The 18,790-nt window shown below is 40.0% G+C and carries 14 protein-coding genes and 2 pseudogenes; 9 read left to right on the top strand and 7 right to left on the bottom strand.

All coding sequences use genetic code 11. The annotated features are described in order from the left end of the window. Window positions 1-128: 128 nt before the first annotated feature. From cml to HYG93_RS15450, 4 genes are all read left to right on the top strand, one after another. A complete protein-coding gene (cml, locus tag HYG93_RS15465; RefSeq protein ID WP_020753574.1) occupies window positions 129-1,394 on the top strand; it encodes a CmlA/FloR family chloramphenicol efflux MFS transporter in 1,266 nt (421 codons plus the stop codon). Then, window positions 1,387-2,592 (top strand): ISL3 family transposase, encoded by a 1,206-nt coding sequence (locus HYG93_RS15460; RefSeq protein ID WP_020753573.1) that lies wholly within the window; start codon window positions 1,387-1,389, stop codon window positions 2,590-2,592. Before cml ends, HYG93_RS15460 begins: the two co-directional genes overlap by 8 nt. After that, the gene (locus HYG93_RS15455) at window positions 2,525-3,961 is read left to right on the top strand and encodes an aldehyde dehydrogenase family protein (RefSeq protein ID WP_081316864.1); all 1,437 of its coding nucleotides are present in this window, start codon (window positions 2,525-2,527) and stop codon (window positions 3,959-3,961) included. The genes HYG93_RS15460 and HYG93_RS15455 overlap by 68 nt, the downstream gene beginning before the upstream one ends. A gap of 72 nt (window positions 3,962-4,033) precedes the next feature. Continuing rightward, complete coding sequence (locus HYG93_RS15450; RefSeq protein WP_019838318.1) at window positions 4,034-5,125, top strand: NAD(P)-dependent alcohol dehydrogenase; 1,092 nt, start codon at window positions 4,034-4,036, stop codon at window positions 5,123-5,125. Between the two features lie 86 nt (window positions 5,126-5,211). Here the strand turns inward: HYG93_RS15450 and HYG93_RS15445 are convergent. Next, window positions 5,212-5,376 (bottom strand): annotated as a pseudogene (locus HYG93_RS15445) (S-(hydroxymethyl)glutathione dehydrogenase); the annotation flags it as partial. A gap of 62 nt (window positions 5,377-5,438) precedes the next feature. On the opposite strand from HYG93_RS15445, the gene HYG93_RS15440 reads away from it, so the two are divergent. Continuing rightward, window positions 5,439-6,143, top strand: coding sequence for an IS6 family transposase (locus HYG93_RS15440; RefSeq protein ID WP_058952605.1), 705 nt, complete (start codon window positions 5,439-5,441; stop codon window positions 6,141-6,143). A 294-nt stretch (window positions 6,144-6,437) separates the two neighbouring features. Here HYG93_RS15440 and HYG93_RS15435 read toward each other — a convergent pair. Next, window positions 6,438-6,893, bottom strand: a pseudogene (locus HYG93_RS15435) (recombinase family protein); the annotation flags it as partial. 61 nt (window positions 6,894-6,954) lie between these two features. Between HYG93_RS15435 and HYG93_RS15430 the strand changes: the two are divergent. Both HYG93_RS15430 and HYG93_RS15425 read left to right on the top strand, forming a co-directional pair. Next, window positions 6,955-7,659 (top strand): IS6-like element IS1006 family transposase, encoded by a 705-nt coding sequence (locus tag HYG93_RS15430; RefSeq protein WP_001067784.1) that lies wholly within the window; start codon window positions 6,955-6,957, stop codon window positions 7,657-7,659. A gap of 31 nt (window positions 7,660-7,690) precedes the next feature. Continuing rightward, a complete protein-coding gene (locus HYG93_RS15425; RefSeq protein WP_306306510.1) occupies window positions 7,691-7,990 on the top strand; it encodes an ATP-binding protein in 300 nt (99 codons plus the stop codon). Between the two features lie 102 nt (window positions 7,991-8,092). Here the strand turns inward: HYG93_RS15425 and HYG93_RS15420 are convergent, their stop codons facing one another. The 4 genes from HYG93_RS15420 to HYG93_RS15405 form a co-directional block, all read right to left on the bottom strand. Beyond that, entirely contained in the window at window positions 8,093-9,607 is a 1,515-nt protein-coding gene (locus tag HYG93_RS15420) for an MFS transporter (protein WP_033917554.1), read from the bottom strand. A 228-nt stretch (window positions 9,608-9,835) separates the two neighbouring features. Continuing rightward, entirely contained in the window at window positions 9,836-11,224 is a 1,389-nt protein-coding gene (gene adeC, locus HYG93_RS15415) for an AdeC/AdeK/OprM family multidrug efflux complex outer membrane factor (protein WP_370538948.1), read from the bottom strand. Window positions 11,225-11,312: 88 nt separating this feature from the next. Beyond that, window positions 11,313-14,423, bottom strand: a complete 3,111-nt coding sequence (locus HYG93_RS15410; RefSeq protein ID WP_033917518.1) for an efflux RND transporter permease subunit — start codon at window positions 14,421-14,423, stop codon at window positions 11,313-11,315. After that, window positions 14,423-15,610, bottom strand: a complete 1,188-nt coding sequence (locus tag HYG93_RS15405) for an efflux RND transporter periplasmic adaptor subunit (RefSeq protein WP_033917516.1) — start codon at window positions 15,608-15,610, stop codon at window positions 14,423-14,425. Before HYG93_RS15405 ends, HYG93_RS15410 begins: the two co-directional genes overlap by 1 nt. A gap of 138 nt (window positions 15,611-15,748) precedes the next feature. Here HYG93_RS15405 and adeR point away from each other — a divergent pair, with 138 nt between their 5' ends. After that, window positions 15,749-16,480: an efflux system response regulator transcription factor AdeR gene (gene adeR, locus HYG93_RS15400; protein ID WP_033917517.1), complete on the top strand. Its 732-nt coding sequence runs from the start codon at window positions 15,749-15,751 to the stop codon at window positions 16,478-16,480. Beyond that, complete coding sequence (adeS, locus tag HYG93_RS15395) at window positions 16,470-17,549, top strand: two-component sensor histidine kinase AdeS (protein WP_043041662.1); 1,080 nt, start codon at window positions 16,470-16,472, stop codon at window positions 17,547-17,549. Before adeR ends, adeS begins: the two co-directional genes overlap by 11 nt. 12 nt (window positions 17,550-17,561) lie before the next feature. Here adeS and HYG93_RS15390 read toward each other — a convergent pair whose 3' ends face one another. Further along, window positions 17,562-18,524: an IS30-like element IS18 family transposase gene (locus tag HYG93_RS15390; protein ID WP_033917576.1), complete on the bottom strand. Its 963-nt coding sequence runs from the start codon at window positions 18,522-18,524 to the stop codon at window positions 17,562-17,564. Window positions 18,525-18,790 lie beyond the last annotated feature (266 nt).

The following is an 18,790-nucleotide window of genomic DNA, read 5'->3' as shown; positions in this document are numbered from 1 at the left end:
CATGAGCGCTACCAAGAAAGCAGACAAGTAAGCCGCAGCAACCTTCGTTTTCGGTTGTTGCGGCGTTCTCAAGAACCTAGTTGCTCTGCAAGAGCGCCGCCAAATTCTTAACTTAAGGAGATGGCTTCGTGCGCTCAAAAGATTTTTCTTGGCGGTATTCTCTTCCCGCCACGCTATTGCTGTTATCACCATTCGATTTGCTGGCGTCACTGGGCATGGATATGTACCTGCCCGTGGTGCCTTTCATGGCGGATGCACTTGGGTCCGGTGCAGGGACGATCCAGCTGACGTTGACGGCATACCTGGTTTTGCTTGGAGCCGGACAGCTTCTCTTCGGCCCACTGTCGGATCGGCTGGGTCGCCGCCCCGTTTTACTTGGTGGCGGGATTGCCTATATTGCGGCTTCATTCGGCCTCACCGTAGTTTCATCGCCAGAACTTTTTCTGAGCTTCCGCGTTCTTCAGGCCTGCGGCGCTTCGGCATGTCTCGTTTCCACTTTCGCGACGGTACGCGACATCTATTCGGGCCGTGAGGAAAGCAACGTCATCTATGGCTTGCTCGGCTCTATGCTTGCGATGGTTCCTGCGATAGGCCCACTGCTAGGAGCGCTGGTCGACGCGTGGCTCGGATGGCGCGCAATCTTCGGCTTGCTAGGGATGGCAATGATAGGCGCTGTTATCGCAGCCTGGCGACTCTGGCCAGAGACTCGGCGGCACCGGACGGCAGACCTACAGTGGTCGCAGCTATTGACTCCTGTGAAACACCTGAACTTCTGGCTGTACACGCTCTGTTACAGCGCGGGGATGGGCAGCTTTTTCGTCTTTTTCTCGACCGCCCCCTGGCTAATGATGGGGAGGCAAGGGTTATCGCAACTTAGCTTCAGCTTGCTATTTGCTACAGTGGCCATCGCTATGATGGCTACAGCGCGAATCATGGGACGACTGATTCCCCGGTGGGGAAGCCTGAAGACCTTACGAGTGGGAATGGGGTGTCTGATGGCGGGAGCGCTGTTGCTCGCTGTTGGCGAGACATTGGCACCGGTCTCGGTGCTTGGCTTCATCGCCCCGATGTGGCTCGTGGGTGTTGGTATCGCCACTGCGGTATCGGTGGCACCCAATGCCGCTCTTCGAGGTTTCGATCATATCGCTGGGACCGCTACAGCAGTCTACTTCTGTTTGGGTGGACTACTGTTAGGGATTATCGGGACACTCATTATTACGCTTTTATCGACTGGTACCACCTGGCCGATCATCGCTTATTGCCTCATCCTCGCAACAGCAGTGCTTTGTCTGTCCTGCATCAATCCCAACAGACGCCATCTCAGCCAAGAAGAACATGATGCCTTGGCGCTACAAGGCACCGATAGCGCGCAATCGGTCCATGATCATGACTAGCGCTGATGTTTGGAGCCTGTTCTGGAAGGGCTTTTCGCCAGCGTCTCATGGGCTTCTAGATGAACAGACTTTGCTGATCCGTCTTACACACGACGAGGAGCATACGCCAATTTGTAGCCGATGCGATTGCCCTTGTTTCCTGGTACATGACATCAATTGGCGCCGAGTTCGCGAGTCACCAATTATGCAGTATCGCGTCGAGTTGGATGTACCTGTGCGGCGGCTGCGTTGTCCACAATGCGGTCCAACCAGAGAGCGGATCGATTGGCTACCACCGCGCTCCCGTATTACGCAATCATTGCGCAACTGGATTGAGAAATTAGTACAGATGCTGCCCGTCAGTCATGTTGCCAATCTTTTGGGCTTGCATTGGCATACAGTCAAGACTATTGACATGGAGCGGCTCAAACGTGATTTGCACGAGCCAGATCGAAGTCGATTGCGCCGCCTGATGATGGACGAATTCGCCTTGCACAAGGGTCATCGCTACGCCACGGTGGTCGCCTGTGCCGACACCCAGCAAGTGGTGTGGATTGGCGAGGGCCGCTCGCGTGAGGCGATCCGGCCGTTCTTCGAGTGGTTAGGCGATGCCCGGAACCAGATCGAGGCAGTGGCCATGGACATGAACTCAGCCTTCGATCTTGAAGTGAAGGCCCAGTGCCCCAACGCGGTGGTGGTCTACGACCTGTTCCATGTGGTGGCTAAGTATGGCCGCGAAGTGATGGATAGAGTGCGAGTTGATCAGGCCAATCAACTGCGAGATGACAAGGTCGCCCGCAAGGTGATCAAAAGCAGCCGTTGGATACTGTTACGCAATGCTGACAACCTTGAGCCCGAGCAGGCGGTCAAGCTGGACGAACTCCTGGCCGCCAATGCGTTCTTGACTACGGTGTACGTGCTCAAGGACCAACTTAAGACGCTATGGTTTGCGGAAAGCGAGACGACGGCCAGAAGCGCCTGGCGGGAATGGGCCGGCATGGCCCTCGGTAGCGGAATTGATGCTTTGGTACGATTTGCCAAGAAGCTGGAGCCATATATGGAGGGTATCGTTTCCAGTGCCCTCCACCGGCTGAACACCAGCGTGCTGGAGGGCATGAACAACCGGATCAAAGTCATTAAGCGGATGGCCTATGGATACCGCGACACGGACTACTTCTTCCTCAAGATCCGTGCTGCATTTCCCGGCAAAGTGCGATGAACTGAATTTTACCCATCAAATTGGTTCTATTAGTAATACCAGTTTAAATGATGTCGAAAATGCTATTAATATTGCACATCAAGCTTTTCTTAGCTGGAAAGACAGTAGTATTGCTGAACGTCAAAACTGTTTAAAACAGGCTGCCGATCTCATTTTTCAAAAAAAAGATGAACTAAAAGAACTGCTTATTTCTGAACATGGTGGCATGCTTTGGGAAGCAGAAACTGATTTTTATTTGGGTTCAGGCGTAATGAGTATGTATGCTCAGGCTCCAGATGATCTTTTGATACCTAAAGAAATTTCAGAAGAAACAGGCTGGATACGAATTCATAAAAGACCTAAGGGTGTCATCTCTGCAATTGTGCCTTGGAATATGCCTATTGTATTAACAATGATGAAGTTAGGTCCTTTATTACTTGCAGGTAATACTGTGGTATTGAAGCCTTCTCCATTCTCAGCATTGGCTTTAACTCAATTGCTTGCCAAAATAGCAGCCGTATTTCCAAAAGGCGTGATTAACGTCGTACATGGCGATGCAGATGTAGGAAATATTTTAACGAGTCACCCTCTAGTTCGTAAAGTTGCATTTACTGGTGGCACAGCCACCGGTGCAGCCGTAATGGCAAGTGCAGCGCAAACAATTAAAGATGTCACTTTAGAATTAGGTGGAAATGATGCGGCAATTATTTTAGAAGATATCGATTTCCAATCTATCCTACCAAAATTATTAAAGGGTGTATTTACACGTAGTGGGCAAATTTGTTTTGCAGTTAAACGTATATATGTGCCGAAAGATAAGCTTGATCAATATTTCGATCTTTTCTGTGAAGAAGTGGATAAATATAAAGTTGGCCATGGCTTAAATTCAGCTGCCAATTTTGGCCCACTCAACAATAAAAAGCAGTGGGCTATCGTACAGAAATTTATTGAAAATGCTAAAGCCTCGGATCAATGTGAAGTACGTGAGTTAGGTCAAAAACTGAATCCAGAACAATGGGACAATGGATACTACGTTCTACCGCACGTCGTGAAAACCCTAGATAACTCATTAGAGATTGTTCAGCAGGAACAATTCGGACCCATTATTCCACTGATCGGTTATGAAACTGTAGAACAAGCGATTGAATATGCAAATGATAATGAGCAAGGTCTATGTTCATCTGTTTGGTCTGACAATATTGAGCTTGCCTATGATATTGCACAAAAGATAGAGGCGGGTAGTACATTTATTAATAGTCATAGTTTTGACTCTTTACAACTCGGCATGCCATTTGGTGGAATCAAGCAAAGTGGTATTGGTCGTGAATTAGACATCAATGAAACATTGAAATCATATCTAGAACCCCACTCTATTCGACTTATTAAATGAAGATCTAGACCATATTAATTTATAGGTTATCTAGCGAAAAGCTAGATAACACTTACATTTAAGGAAAAATGTATGAAAATCAAAGCTGCACTTGCGAAAGAAAAAAATTATCCATTAGTTATTGAAGAAATCGAAATTGAAGAACCTAAAGAAGATGAAGTTCTAATAAAAATAGTTGCATCTGGTATTTGTCATACTGATGCAGAATCAATAAAAGGAAATGGAACTCCTTTCCCAGCAGTATTAGGACACGAAGGCTCAGGAATTATTGAAAGAGTTGGTTCAAACGTTACTCATTTAAAAGTGGGTGATCATATCGTCCTATCTTATTCATACTGTAACTCTTGCTCCCAGTGTCTTACAGGGCACCACAATTTATGTATACGTACTGTTGAACTTAATTTTGGTGGAAAACTACAAGATCAAACCTATCGACTGCATAAGGATGGTCAAAATTACTCTACCTTTTTTGGACAGTCGTCTTTTGCCACCTATGCTGTAGCAAATATAAATAATATAGTCAAAGTGGATCATGATGTAGATCTGAGATTACTAGGTCCTTTAGGATGTGGTATTCAAACTGGTAGTGGTACGGTGATGAACAGCTTGAAACCCGAACCTGGAAGCTCTATTGCCATTTATGGAGCAGGTGCAGTTGGATTAAGTGCAGTGATGGCCGCTAATCTTTTAGGGCTAAAAAATATTATCGTTATTGATATACATGAAAATCGTCTTGAGTTAGCGAAAGAACTTGGAGCTACTCATGCTCTAAATAGTCAAAGTTTAAATGTAGTAGAAGAAGTGAAAAAAATTACAGATGGCGGTGTTCATTATGCAATTGAAACGACCGGTGTTCCTGTTGTCATTAAAAATGGAATAGATTCATTGAGAGTAGCAGGAAAAATCTCGATTGTCGGTATGGGAGGAGATGTAACTTTAAACTTTACAAATGATATTTTGATGGAAGGTAAAACGATTGTAGGTACGATACAAGGTGACTCTACTCCTCAAGTACATATTCCTAAAATCATTGAATATTATAAAGAAGGAAAATTTCCTTTCGACAAGCTTGTAAAATTTTATAATTTTAATGATATTAATCAAGCATTTGAAGATTCAAAAACTGGCATAACGATCAAGCCAGTAGTTATAATTGGCTCATAGCTTACTTATAGTTATAATTAAGCTAAAAAATATAACTCATTGTTAGTACAGTACTTCATTTATAAGTACTGTACTAATCAATATGATTATTCGTAATGAATTACTGTACGAATCGATTTACCTTCGTGCATGAGGTCAAAAGCTTCATTAATGTTGTCCAAGCCCATGGTATGGGTCACAAAAGGCTCAAGTTGAATTTCCCCCTTCATTGCATCTTCAACCATGTCCGGAAGTTGTGAACGACCTTTCACGGCACTGTTGCAAATAGCCATTGATGATAAGCTAAATAGTTTTTTAGCTAAAGGTTCAGTGTATGAATCCCTTCCATGGTCGGCATTTTCAGGGCGAAATCATTCTTTGGGCTGTACGCTGGTATTGTAAATATGGCATCAGCTATCGTGAACTTCAGGAAATGCTTTCCGAACCCGGTGTAAATGTTAATCACACTACTATTTACCGTTGGGTTCAACGTTATGCTCCTGAAATAGAAAAACGCTTACGCTGGTATTGGCGTAATCCTACACATCTCGGCACATGGCATATTGATGAAACTTATGTAAAAGTGAATGGAAGATGGTTTTATCTGTATCGTGCAGTCGATCAACGTGGCTTTACCATTGATTTTTACCTTTCTTCTAGACGTAATACCAAATCAGCATATTGTTTTCTTGGAAAAATTTTAAATAATGTGAAGAAGTGGCAAATTCCACAAGTGATCAATACGGATAAAGCACCCACATATGGAGGTGCTTTATCACGGTTAAAACGGGAAGGAAAATGTCCACCAGACCTTGAGCACAGGCAGGTTAAGTACAAAAATAACGTGATCGAATGTGATCATGGCAAGCTAAAGCGGATTATCAGGGCCACCTTAGGATTCAAATCTATGAAAACGGCTTATGCCACAATTAAAGGTATTGAAGTCATGCGTGCACTACGTAAAGGACAAGCTTCATCATTTTATTATGGTCAGCCTCAGGGTGAAGTGTATCTGGTGAATAGAGTTTTCGGTCTCTAAGCACTTTTTAAAGGGAACATCATCGACTCAGATCCCTATTTGCAACAGTGCCGTTATAACTTTAGGAATTTCTTTTAAGTTATTTCTATATTTTATGAAAAATAGTTTCTATTTAAGCTGTCCTAAAATTAGCCCAATGCAGCCTATATAAAATACATTTTATTTATATTTTAAAAATCAGCAACATAATACTTTGTAAAATCCCATTCAATTTCTAATAGGATTTTTTATTGATTTATCACGTTCTAAGGCTTTCATAATCTCAACTAAATATAGTCGCCAATTCAAATTGAGTTACTCACCTGCTTTTAAATACCGATATACCGCCTGGCGACTAATTCCAAATGCTTGGCCTAATGCCATTTTTGAAGAGTACTTCCCTTCCTTCCATGCTTGTCGTAAAGCTTCGGCCTGATCAGGTTTCAATTTGTGTACCCGGCCTTTATACTTCCCTTGAGCAGAGGCGAGTTTAATTCCTTCCTTTTGTCGCTCCAGAATAATCTCACGTTCAAACTGTGCAAAAGCCCCCATCAGTTGCAGCATCAAATTATCCATCGGGGTGGATTGGGCCGTAAAAGTAATATTTTCTTTTACAAACTGGATGGCGATCCCTCCTTTAACCAGTTTATCTACTTCGGTAACCAAATCTTTTAGGCTTCGTGCAAAACGATCCATGGAATGTACAACAACCCTGTCCCCTTCCCGGAGATAGTTCAACATTTCCTGAAATTTCGGCCGGTCGGTATTTTGGCACTGTTGCAAATAACCACGAATGGTAAGCTGAAGACTGTTTTAGCTAAAGGTGCAGCATATGAATCCTTTCCATGGTCGGCATTTTCAGGGCGAAATCATTCTTTGGGCTGTGCGCTGGTATTGTAAATATGGCATTAGCTATCGTGAACTGCAGGAAATGCTGGCCGAACGGGGTGTGAATGTTGATCACACGACTATTTACCGTTGGGTTCAACGTTATGCTCCTGAAATAGAAAAACGTTTACGCTGGTATTGGCGTAATCCTACAGATCTGAGCTCGTGGCATATTGATGAAACCTATGTAAAAGTGAATGGACGATGGTCTTATCTGTATCGTGCAGTCGATCAACGTGGCGATACCATTGATTTTTATCTTTCTTCTAGACGTAATACCAAATCAGCATATTGTTTTCTTGGAAAAATTTTAAATAATGTGAAGAAGTGGCAAATTCCACAAGTGATCAACACGGATAAAGCACCCACATATGGACGTGCTTTATCACGGTTAAAACGGGAAGGTAAATGTCCACCAGACCTTGAGCACAGGCAGATTAAGTATAAAAATAACGTGATTGAATGTGATCATGGCAAGCTAAAGCGGATCATCAGGGCCACATTAGGATTCAAATCTATGAAGACAGCTTATGCCACAATTAAAGGTATTGAAGTCATGCGTGCACTACGTAAAGGACAAGCATCGTCATTTTATTATGGTCAGCCTCAGGGTGAAGTGTGTCTAATCAACAGGGTTTTCGGTCTCTAAGTACTTTTTAAAGGGAACATCATCGACTCAAATCTCTATTTGCAACAGTGCCATAAATATTATATCTGTAACCACAGTAGAACATTGGGTATTGACGTTTGAAGATGAAGGTCCAGGTATTGATGAATCGCATCTTAAACACCTGTTCAAACCCTTCTATCGTCTGGAAGACTCTAGATCACGTCTAGATGGCGGTACTGGATTAGGCTTGGCAGTGATTGATGCAATTATTGAAGCACATCAAGGTCATATTTATTATTCTAAATCCAAAAACTTAGGTGGCAGCTGTTTTACTATTCAACTGAATCGTAAGACATCAACTCATTTATAATGTGTTAAGTTCAGATCAATAGGCTTCATTTAAGCGATAAATATAAGATAACTTGATGTCTGAACTTAACAATTCTGTTTGATGATCCTCAAATAAATTTCATCACAATGAATTCTCATCTCGATATTTAGCTAGCATAAAAAATACCACAATGGAGAGTATGCCGATGATAATACCTGCTGTTGATAATAAATTCACATGAGCTGAACTGAAGGCTATTTTACCTGCATTAATCAATGCAACTCCTTGCTCTGTAGGTAATTGGCTCGCTACTAAATAGGTATCACCAATCGATAGTCTGGCTTTTTCTGCTAAAACAGCAGTTAAATCTGACGGCACTTGAAGATGACTGCCAAATATATAGGCCATGAAAACACCAAATAAAGTAATACCTAGTCCTGTACCCAGTTCATAACCTGTACTTTCAAGTGAACCTGCCGCACCGCCCTTTTCTGCAGGTACTGAGCCCATGATCGCAATGGATGAAGCTGTTAAACCAATACTCAGTGTTAATCCAATCGAAGCTAAAATAAAGGGAACGATGATTCCCGGATGATGAAAATCTGAATAACTCAAACTGACCAACGCAATTGCTGCCAATATTAATGACATGGTCGCAACCAGACGGAGTCCAAATTTATTGGATAAAAAACCAGCAATAGGCCCGCCAATAGCGGCCGCAACCATAATCGGAACCATAAAAAGACCGGCTTGCAGCGGTGTTAAACGAATGACATATTGCAGCTCCATTGCCAAAGTTAACTCAACCCCTGCCAAAGCGCCTGCAGCAACCATTGCCATAATAATGCCGGCTAAAATAGCAGGACGTGAAAATAGCGAAAGATCTAGCATCGGCTGAGGAGAATTCAGCTGTTTGCGTACAAATATGGTTAATAAGCCGATAGATAAAACGACCAAAGGCAAGACAATCAACAACGACTGTTTACCGCCTAAGCCTGCTTTTAGTGCATATACAAACGAAATCAAACCGACAATCAGCAATAGCGCTTGACCAAATGCCCAATGTCCAGGGGTTATAGCTTCTTTTCGGGACAATAAGAAATAGCACATTGGTGCGACAACCAGCATGATTGGGACGTTAATCAGGAAAACTGAACCCCACCAGAAATATTCTAACAATCCCCCACCAATGAGCGGTCCAATGGCGGCACCGGCTGATCCGATTGTGCCCCAAATACCCAGCGCAATGGCACGTTCGCGACTGTCTTCGAAGGTTCTGCGAATAATACCCAATACACAGGGCATAATCATGGCACCGCCTAATGCTAATAAAGCACGTGCGGCAATCAGCATAGAAGCCGTTTGGGAAAATGCCGCAAGGACTGAGGCAATTCCAAATATAACCAAGCCAATCAGCAGAATCTTACGATTGCCGACACGATCAGCCAAAGTTCCCATCGGAACTAAAAGTCCAGCCATAAGTAATGGATAAATATCAATAATCCATAAGACTTGGTTGCTTGTGGCACTCAGCGATTGGGTTAATGAGGGAACCGCAACATGCAGTACAGTCATATCAATCACAATCGGCAGAAATGCAAGCACGACAGCGAGCAATATCCACCAGCGTTTCGGATCAAGATTGGAAGCTTTCATTATTAAACCTACATAGATGGTCTATTCACAATTATTTGATGCTAAACAGCCTTACCATCTTGAGTGATAATATGCTCTTTGGGTTTATTTATATCTGTTGCCAAGTTTTCCTGTAAAAACCTTGTCAACAGATGGCTGTTTTTTTATCTCGCAGATTCAAATCCCAAGTGCAACACATTTGTAGTCAGTTGAAAAAGTTAGGTGTATTCATAGAATCATTAGACTTTTTCAACTCGCAATTCCTCCACCTAACGACTTATAAAGTTCGATTTGATTATTTAGTTTTATTTGTTCGAGGATAAGTAGTCCTTGTTGTGCTGCATAAGAAGAGCGTTGCGAATCTAATACCGTTAAATAACTATCAATACCTGCTCTAAAACGAGCACTGGATAGTTTATATGTTGCATCTGTTGCAATGACCAAACGACGCTGGGCTGCTAAACGATCTTCGATATGTGCATGAGCGGCAAGTGCATCATTAACTTCACGAAAAGCTGACTGTATCGATTTCTCATAGTTAGCAAGTGCAATTTGCTGTTCTGTCTGAGAGATTTTAATATTAGCTTTACGGGTTCCCCAATCAAAAATAGGAAGGTCAATACTTGGACCAACTGACCAAGAAAAACCTCCAGATTTAAATAAATCATTTAACTCTGTTGAAGCATAACCTGCGGATCCAGACAAGCTAATTGTTGGGAATAGTCGTGCTTTTGCTGCACCGATATTTGCACCCGCTGCTCTAAGTTGAAATTCAGCTGCTTTTAAATCAGGACGATTATTAAGTAAATTACTGGGCAGGCCAGTTGTGAAAGCTGTTTCCTTTGTAATACTTTTAATTCTTTGATTTGGAAGTAAATCTTGTGGAATAGTTTGTCCAGCTAAAAGATTCAGTAAGTTGTGTGCTTGTACCATTTGAGTTTTATAGTTAGCCACATCATTTCGTGCTGTTTCGACAGAAATTTGAGCTTGTCGTAATGGAACCTCGCTATCAATACCTACATCAAAACGCTTTTTATTGAGATTGTACGAATCAATTTGTGCTTTTAATGTCTGCTCCGCAAGATTTAAATTATCTTTTGCAAAAGCATAATTTAACCATGCTTGGGTGACTTGGCTTATTAAACTAATTTGAGTAGCATCTCTAGCACTTTGTGTCGCAAAGTAATTATTTAAAGCGGCATCTTTTAAACTTTGGACTCGTCCCCAGAAATCTAATTCATAAGCGGTTACACCCAAGCCAACTTGAAAAGTCGAATATGGGTTATTAGGATTAATAGAGGATTCGACTTGTCGAACTGCACTACCAGTTGCTCCAATTGTGGGCAGCTGATCATTTTTGCTAATTTGATATTGTTGTTGGGCACGTTGAATATTTAAGGCGGCAGTACGTAAATCACGATTATTGTCGATTGAAATTTCAATTACTTGTAGTAACTTAGGATCAGAAAAGAAAGTTTTATAACCATTTTCCGCAATCGATGTTCCCGTAGATGTTTGTGAAAAATTTTGTGGAATATTCGACTTCTGTACAGGTTGTGATGCCTGCATATTGATACAAGCAGTTAATGCAATGGAAAGGGAAGAAACAAGTAATCCTCGTGTTAAATGAACTGGCATTTTAAGCATGATTTTCTCCAAATAGTAAAAGCAGTAATATCGAAGAAGAGCCAAAAGAAACATTTATGTTTCTTTTGGCTCTTTTAACTTAAGGGGTCGTTTTTTTCTTTGAAGAAATGAGTTTTTCAACTGCTCCCAGTACGAAGATGAAAAATACTGGAACAAAGAAAATTGCGAGAATTGTTGCTGAAATCATGCCGCCAAATACCCCAGTACCTAATGCATGTTGTGTTTCAGAGCTCGCTCCTGATGCGATGACTAAAGGAACAACACCACATGTAAAGGCAAGAGATGTCATGAGAATTGGACGTAAACGAAGTTTTGCAGCCTGAACGGTAGCTTCAACTAAAGTCATACCTTCTTCTTTAAGCATCTTGGCAAATTCAACAATCAAAATAGCGTTCTTGGCCGATAAACCAATGATTGTGATGAGTCCAATCTTGAAGAACACATCATTCATCATGCCTCTCGTCATAATTGCAATCACAGCACCAAAAATACCCAATGGAATAACTAAGATAACTGATAGTGGAATCGACCAACTTTCATAAAGGGCAGCGAGTACAAGAAAGATCACCAGCATAGATAGGCCCAATAAAAATGCCATCTGTGATTCTGATTGTTTTTCTTGTAGAGAGATACCAGTCCATTCATAGCCAATTCCTTTAGGAAGTTTGGCCATCATTTGCTCCATTTCACGCATGGCATCACCAGATGATGTCCCAAAGTTTGGAATACCGGCAATACTTAAAGATGGACGTCCGTTATAGCGATTATATTGTTGTGGTGCTTTATTCCATTGTGGTGTCACAACTTCTGATAACGAAACCAATTGGCCACTTGAACCTGTTACTTTGAGATTAAGAATATCTTCCAACTGCATACGTGATTTTGCATCGACTTGAACAATCACTTGTTGCATACGACCTTGGTTCGGGAAATCATTGATATACATTGACCCCATAGAGGTTGAAATAATGTCTGATACATCAGCAAAATTAACACCAAGAGCATTAAGCTTTTCACGATCGATTTTCAAGCTCACACGATTGCCTTCAGGTAAACCTTCAGCCCAAACCATATAGAGCTTTGGATTTTTAGAAGCCATTTCAATCAGCTGCTCTTTAGCTGCTATAAGAGCAGGCATACCTAAGTTGGCTTTGTCTTGTAACCGTAGACTAAAACCTGAATATGTACCCAACTCGTCAATTGGCGGAGGCAATATAGACATAACGCTACCTTCATTGCTTTTTGCCATAGCTGCGTTAAGTGAATTGACATATTCAGAGGCAGGCATTTTTCTTTCTTCAAAATCTTTTAGTGTTGAGAATGAAACCCCAACGTTTTGTCCAGAACCGCCAAAACCCCAGCCAAGAACGGAAATATTGTTTTGCACATCAGGTTTTTGATTTAGATGTCCTTCAAACTCTTTCACAATATTCTGGGTTCTTTCACGTGTTGCATCTGATGGAAGTTGGAATGTTGTTAAAAACCAACCTTGGTCTTCTTCTGGCATAAATGCTGTAGGCCAATATTTCATACCAGCAAAAGTAACAACCGTAATGACAACAAAGGCAATCATCATTGGAATAGTGTGTTTAACGATTTTGAGCAAAATGACTTCATATTTTTTAGTCACTTTATCAAAACTACGGTCAAACCATGCAAAGAACCCTTTCTTTTGATGATGACCATTGATCGGTTTTAAAATGGTGGCACAAAGTGCGGGAGTTAACACTAAAGCTAGCAAAGCGGAAAATAAAATGGATACAGACATCGTCACTGTAAATTGACGATAGATGATCCCTACAGAGCCGCTTGCAAATGCCATAGGTAAAAATACGGCTGCAAGTACTAGTGTTATCCCAATAATAGGACTAGTAATTTCTTTCATGGCTTTAGAGGTAGCCTCTTTAGGTGAGAGGCCTTCTGTTGCCATGATTCGTTCAACATTTTCTACGACGACAATGGCATCATCGACAATAATTCCGATGGCAAGCACCATACCAAACATAGTTAGTACGTTGATGGAATAGCCCATCAATAACATCACTGTAAATGTACCAAGTAAAGCAATAGGTGCTACAATCGCTGGAATTAATGTATATCGAACATTATGTAAAAATATATACATCACGATAAAAACCAGAACCATGGCTTCAAGTAATGTATGAATTACCTTTTCAATTGAGATTTTGACAAATGGAGCGGTGTCATAAGGTATATCTAGTTGCATACCTTCTGGTAAATTCTGTTTTAGTTCCTCAACCTTAGCTTTAACACCATCAGCGGTTTTTACTGCATTAGCACCAGGGCTGAGCTGGATTGCTGCTGCAGTAGCAGGTTTACCATTTTTCAAAATAGCAAAACTATAGGCTTGTGAACCCATTTCAACTTTAGCAACATCTGATAGTTTTATTGAACTACCACTTACTTTACTTTTTAAACTTATATTCTTGAACTCATCAATATTTTTAAGTTGGCCCTGTGCTGATAGGGGAATACTAATGAGTTGTCCTTTTTCAGCGGGTACATCACCTAATCGACCGGGTGCAATTTCAACATTATTACTACGTATAGCATTATTTACATCACTAATAGATAAGCCATAGGACACCAATTTATTTGGATCAACCCATATTCTCATAGCCTTTTCTGAACCAAACGATTGAACTTTACCTACGCCTTCAACACGTTTTAATTCTTCAACAGCATTCCTAACTAAATAATCACTTAAATCGACTTCAGAATGTTGTCCATTAGGTGAACTCAGACTGACCAACATTAAAAAGCCTGAAGAAGATGCTTCGACTAACAAACCTTGTTGGCGTACAGTCTGCGGCAGGCGGGCTTCAACAGTTTTAATCTTATTTTGTACATTTACCTGAGCCATATCTACATCTGTACCAGGCTTAAAGGTCGCAGTAATTTGTGCTAAACCTGATGTATCTGTTGTTGCACTATAATAAAGTAAGTTTTTTACGCCTGACATTTCCCGTTCAATTAACGTTACTACGCTATCGTTAATTGCTTTTGGCGTTGCACCAGGATAAACGGCTGTAATAACCACTTGTGGTGGAGCAACACTTGGAAAACGGGCAATAGGTAATTTAGGAATACTGAGTAATCCAAAGAGAATAATAAAAATCGCAATCACCCATGCAAATATAGGGCGGCGGATGAAGAATTGAGACATAATCATTCACCTCCTTTTGTTGTAGAGGCTTTGACTTCTGCGTTTGGAAACGTATTTTTAGGTCCTGATACTTTCCATGTAGTGATTTCAAGTTTTTGATTTGGCTGGATCCGGTCAATACCCTCGACAACAATACGGTCACCTGAATTTAAGCCTTGATTGACTGTGTAAAATTGATCATGTTGTTGACCTAATTCGATTTTGCGTAACTCAGCCATTCCTTTGCTATTCACAATATAAACTTGTGAATGTCCACTGTTGTCATATTGAATCGCTTGTTCTGGAATTAGTAAGGCATTAGGAACGGAAGAACGACTCATCTTCACTCGAACGTACATCCCTGGTAAAAGCTGACGATTTTTATTGTCAACTTCAATACGCATAGTTACGTCGCCAGTTTCAGGGTCAACATTAATATCTTCAAATAATAGTCTTGCGGTAACGTTATAAGGTTGATCTTGATTATTTAAAATTTGGACGTTGTGATCAGCATTTGCGGATAATTTACCTGCTTGTAAAGCAGCTTGTAGTTTTTCATAAGCTGTAATAGATTGTTTTACATCCACATATACTTTGTCAATTTGCTGAACCACTGCTAAAGCATTAGCATCTCCTTGCCCAACTAATGCACCTTCAGTGACAAAAGACTGACCAATACGTCCTGAAATAGGTGCTCTCACGGTTGCATATTGTAAATTAATATTTTGGCGTGTCAGGCTGGCTTTCATTTGTGAAACATCAGCTAGAGCTTGATGATATTGGGCCTGTGCATTACTAAATTCTTGTTTACTAATAGCATTACTAGGTAACAACTCTTGATAACGCTCAAGTTGGGTCTTTAATCGACTAACTTCTGATTCCGCTTTTTTCAATGCAGCTTGATTTGTTGCAACATCAGCTTGAAAGACTTCTGAATTAATCTTGTATAAGGGTTGCCCAGCTTTTACTTCACTGCCTTGTTTGAATAGTACTTTTTGAATTATTCCACCAACCTGAGGGCGAATTTCTGCTACTCGGAATGCATGTACACGAGCTGGAAGATTTTCACTGAAGTTTACTGTTTGTGGTTGAACATTTAATACACTTACTTTTGCCGAAGGTGTTTCAGTCTGAGCTGCTTCTTCAGAGCCACAGCCTTGTAAGATAAGGCCAATAGATAAAAAAAGTGGAAGTAACAGAGGCTTCTTCATATGGAAAAACTCATACAGTTTTAGATATTTACATTATTTTTAATATTTGTGTATTTATCGTTGATAAACTATGGAAAAAGTGTGGAGAATAAAAAAAATATCGATAAAATAAATAAGTTCTTAGTAAAGGATTATTTTATGTTTGATAGTTCATTCTCATTTGATTGCCGTGACAAACTAATTCTTGTTGTTGAGGATGAATATGATATTGGTGATATTATTGAACAGTATCTAAAAAAAGAAGGGATGCGTGTCATACGTGCTATGAACGGTAGACAAGCTATAGAGCTCCATTCGTCTCAACCTATTGATTTATTATTGTTAGATATTAAATTACCAGAAATAAATGGATGGGATGTTCTTAAAAAAATTCGACAAACTAATGATACCCCAGTCATCATGTTAACCGCACTTGATCAAGATATTGATAAAGTTATGGCACTCCGAATGGGCGCTGATGATTTTGTGGTAAAACCTTTTAATCCTAATGAAGTCGTAGCAAGAGTATATGCTGTATTAAGACGCAGCCAACAAAACCAGCAAGCAAAAAATAAGAATTTGCATTATAAAAATATTGAAATTCAAACGGATACTCATAGTGTATTTATTAATTTAAGTTCATCATCACCAAAGCTGAACTTAACTTTAACAGAGTATAAAATTTTAATGCTCATGATAGCACAACCACATAAGGTGTTTACTAGAGGAGAGTTGATGAGTTATTGCATGCCAGATGGTAATGCTTTAGAAAGAACTGTTGATAGTCATGTGAGTAAATTAAGAAAAAAACTTGAAGAACATGGCTTAAATCATATGCTTATTAATGTACGAGGCGTAGGCTATCGTTTGGATAATTTAAATGAAAAGTAAAAGTAAAATTAAAATTAAAATTAGTAAACAGCTAATTATTACATTCAGTATTTTGAATTTTAGTATTACTTTTTTTACTTTAACTTTTGGTTATTTAATTTATGCCATTGCCATTGAAGCGAAATTAGTTACATGGGAAAAACTTGGGCAGAACTGGCCTTATCTTCATTTATTAGACTTAGTTTGGTTACTAATAGTATTAATTATAGGATTTTTCTTATCTATTTTTTTAGGAATACGGCTTTCTCAACGATTTGTTAGACCAATTGAATCTATAGCCGTAGCAACTCAAAAAATTAGTCAAGGGGATTTAACAGCAAGAGTTGAAAACAATAAATATGTAAATGCTGAAATTTCAGAGCTTATAGATAATTTTAATGATATGGCCCATAAACTTGAAGTTTCAATAAAAAATGCTCATGTGTGGAATGCAGCGATAGCACATGAATTACGTACTCCAGTTACAATTCTTCAAGGCCGACTACAGGGTATTGTCGATAATGTATTTGAGCCTAGTCCCGCTCTAATGAAAAGTCTACTAAACCAGACTGAAGGGTTATCGTATTTGGTTGAGGATCTGAGAGTATTAAGTTTAATTGAGAATCAACAGCTTAAGTTAAATATAGAGCCAACCAATTTCCAAAAAAGCGTATCAAAAATTATTTTAATGTTTAGTGAGAAATTAGAGGAAGCTAAAATTACTATTCACTCTGAAGTATCAGATGACATAGTGTATTGTGATAGTCGCCGAATGGAACAGGTATTAATTGCTTTAGTAGATAATGCTATACGCTATGCCAATCCAGGCTTACTAAGTATTACATCATTTGTTCAACGACATATATGGACATTAATGATACAAGATGACGGGCCAGGTATTTCTATGGAATATCAAGAAGAACTATTTAAACCTTTTTTCAGGATAGAAGACTCAAGAAATAAAGCATTTGGCGGAACTGGTTTAGGGCTAGCTGTTGTTAATGCAATTATTAATGCTCATCATGGAACCATTCAGTATGAAAATAGGAATTCTAAAAGTGTATTTACTATTAGGATAAACTTCGAATAATAAAAGGCGGATTCAAGCGGCAAGTGCAACAGTATAAAAACCAGCCATAACTTCACTCGGTGTATACCAACCTAGTGTTTTTCTAGGACGATGGTTGAGTGCAAATTCTATCTGCTCTATTTGTTCGTTTGACACGTCATCAAACGATGATGATTTTGGCAGATATTGACGGATTAAACCATTCGTATTTTCATTCCTTGCTCGTTGAATAGACTTGTAAGGATCAGCAAAATACGTCTCTATGCCAACATCAGTAATTCTTTTGTGTTCGGAAAATTCTTTGCCATTATCAAATGTTACACTATAAGCATGGCTCATTTGTAAACGATCTAATGCACAAGTAATCGTTTGAGAGGATGCTCTCGTTGGCCCTAAATGAACAATATGTACATACAGGCTCTTTCGATCAACGAGAGTCAATAAAGCACCTTTATGATGTTTACCAATCACCGTGTCACCTTCGAAATCTCCTAAACGTTGTCGTTGATCAATGACCTGGTCTCGGCAGTGAATACTTGTTTTATCAATGATTTGACCCCTACGATCCGTGTTTTTGTAACCGCGTTTTCGATATTTCTTCTGATGCCTTAAGTGTAGATGAAGTTTACCGCCTTTTGATTTATCTTGATAAATGTACTGGTAAATCCACTCATGTGAAGGTACATCCAGCCAACCGCGTTGTGTTAAAGCACCTGAAATTTGTTCTGGTGACCAGTCCAAACCAATCAAATAATCAATATAAGCGAAGGCAAATGCTGTCATTGATGATGAAGGACGATACCGTCTTTGACTTGCAAATTTAGCTGCCTGTTGAGCTCTATATCCACGTTGTCCAGTATTTCTTTTTAATTCACGGTAGATGGTTGATCGTGAACGTCCTAACTCCCGAGCAAGGGAGGCGATTGAACTTTTACTTTTCAAAGTAGCATAAATTTCGTATCTTTCATCTTGAGAGAGTTGGGTGTATTTCTTCATTGTGTGCTTTCCAATTGCGAGTTGAAAAAGTCTAATGATTCTATGAATACACCTAACTTTTTCAACTGACTACAAATGTGTTGCACTTGGGATTTGAATCTGCGTGGTTCAAATCGGAACATTCCGCAAACAAGCAGTCTATCAAAAGACTATACCTGAATGATAGCGAGCCAAATCGCATACAATATCTATCATTAGACTTAATGCAATAATTAAATGATAGTATTATCATTAATCTAATAGAATTAAGATTAAATGATAGAAAT

It is taken from the genome of Acinetobacter sp. SwsAc6, assembly GCF_013391565.1.
Lineage (GTDB): Bacteria > Pseudomonadota > Gammaproteobacteria > Pseudomonadales > Moraxellaceae > Acinetobacter > Acinetobacter cumulans.
Note: the sequence above shows the minus strand (reverse complement) of the source record. Positions and strands in the feature narration are given on the sequence as shown.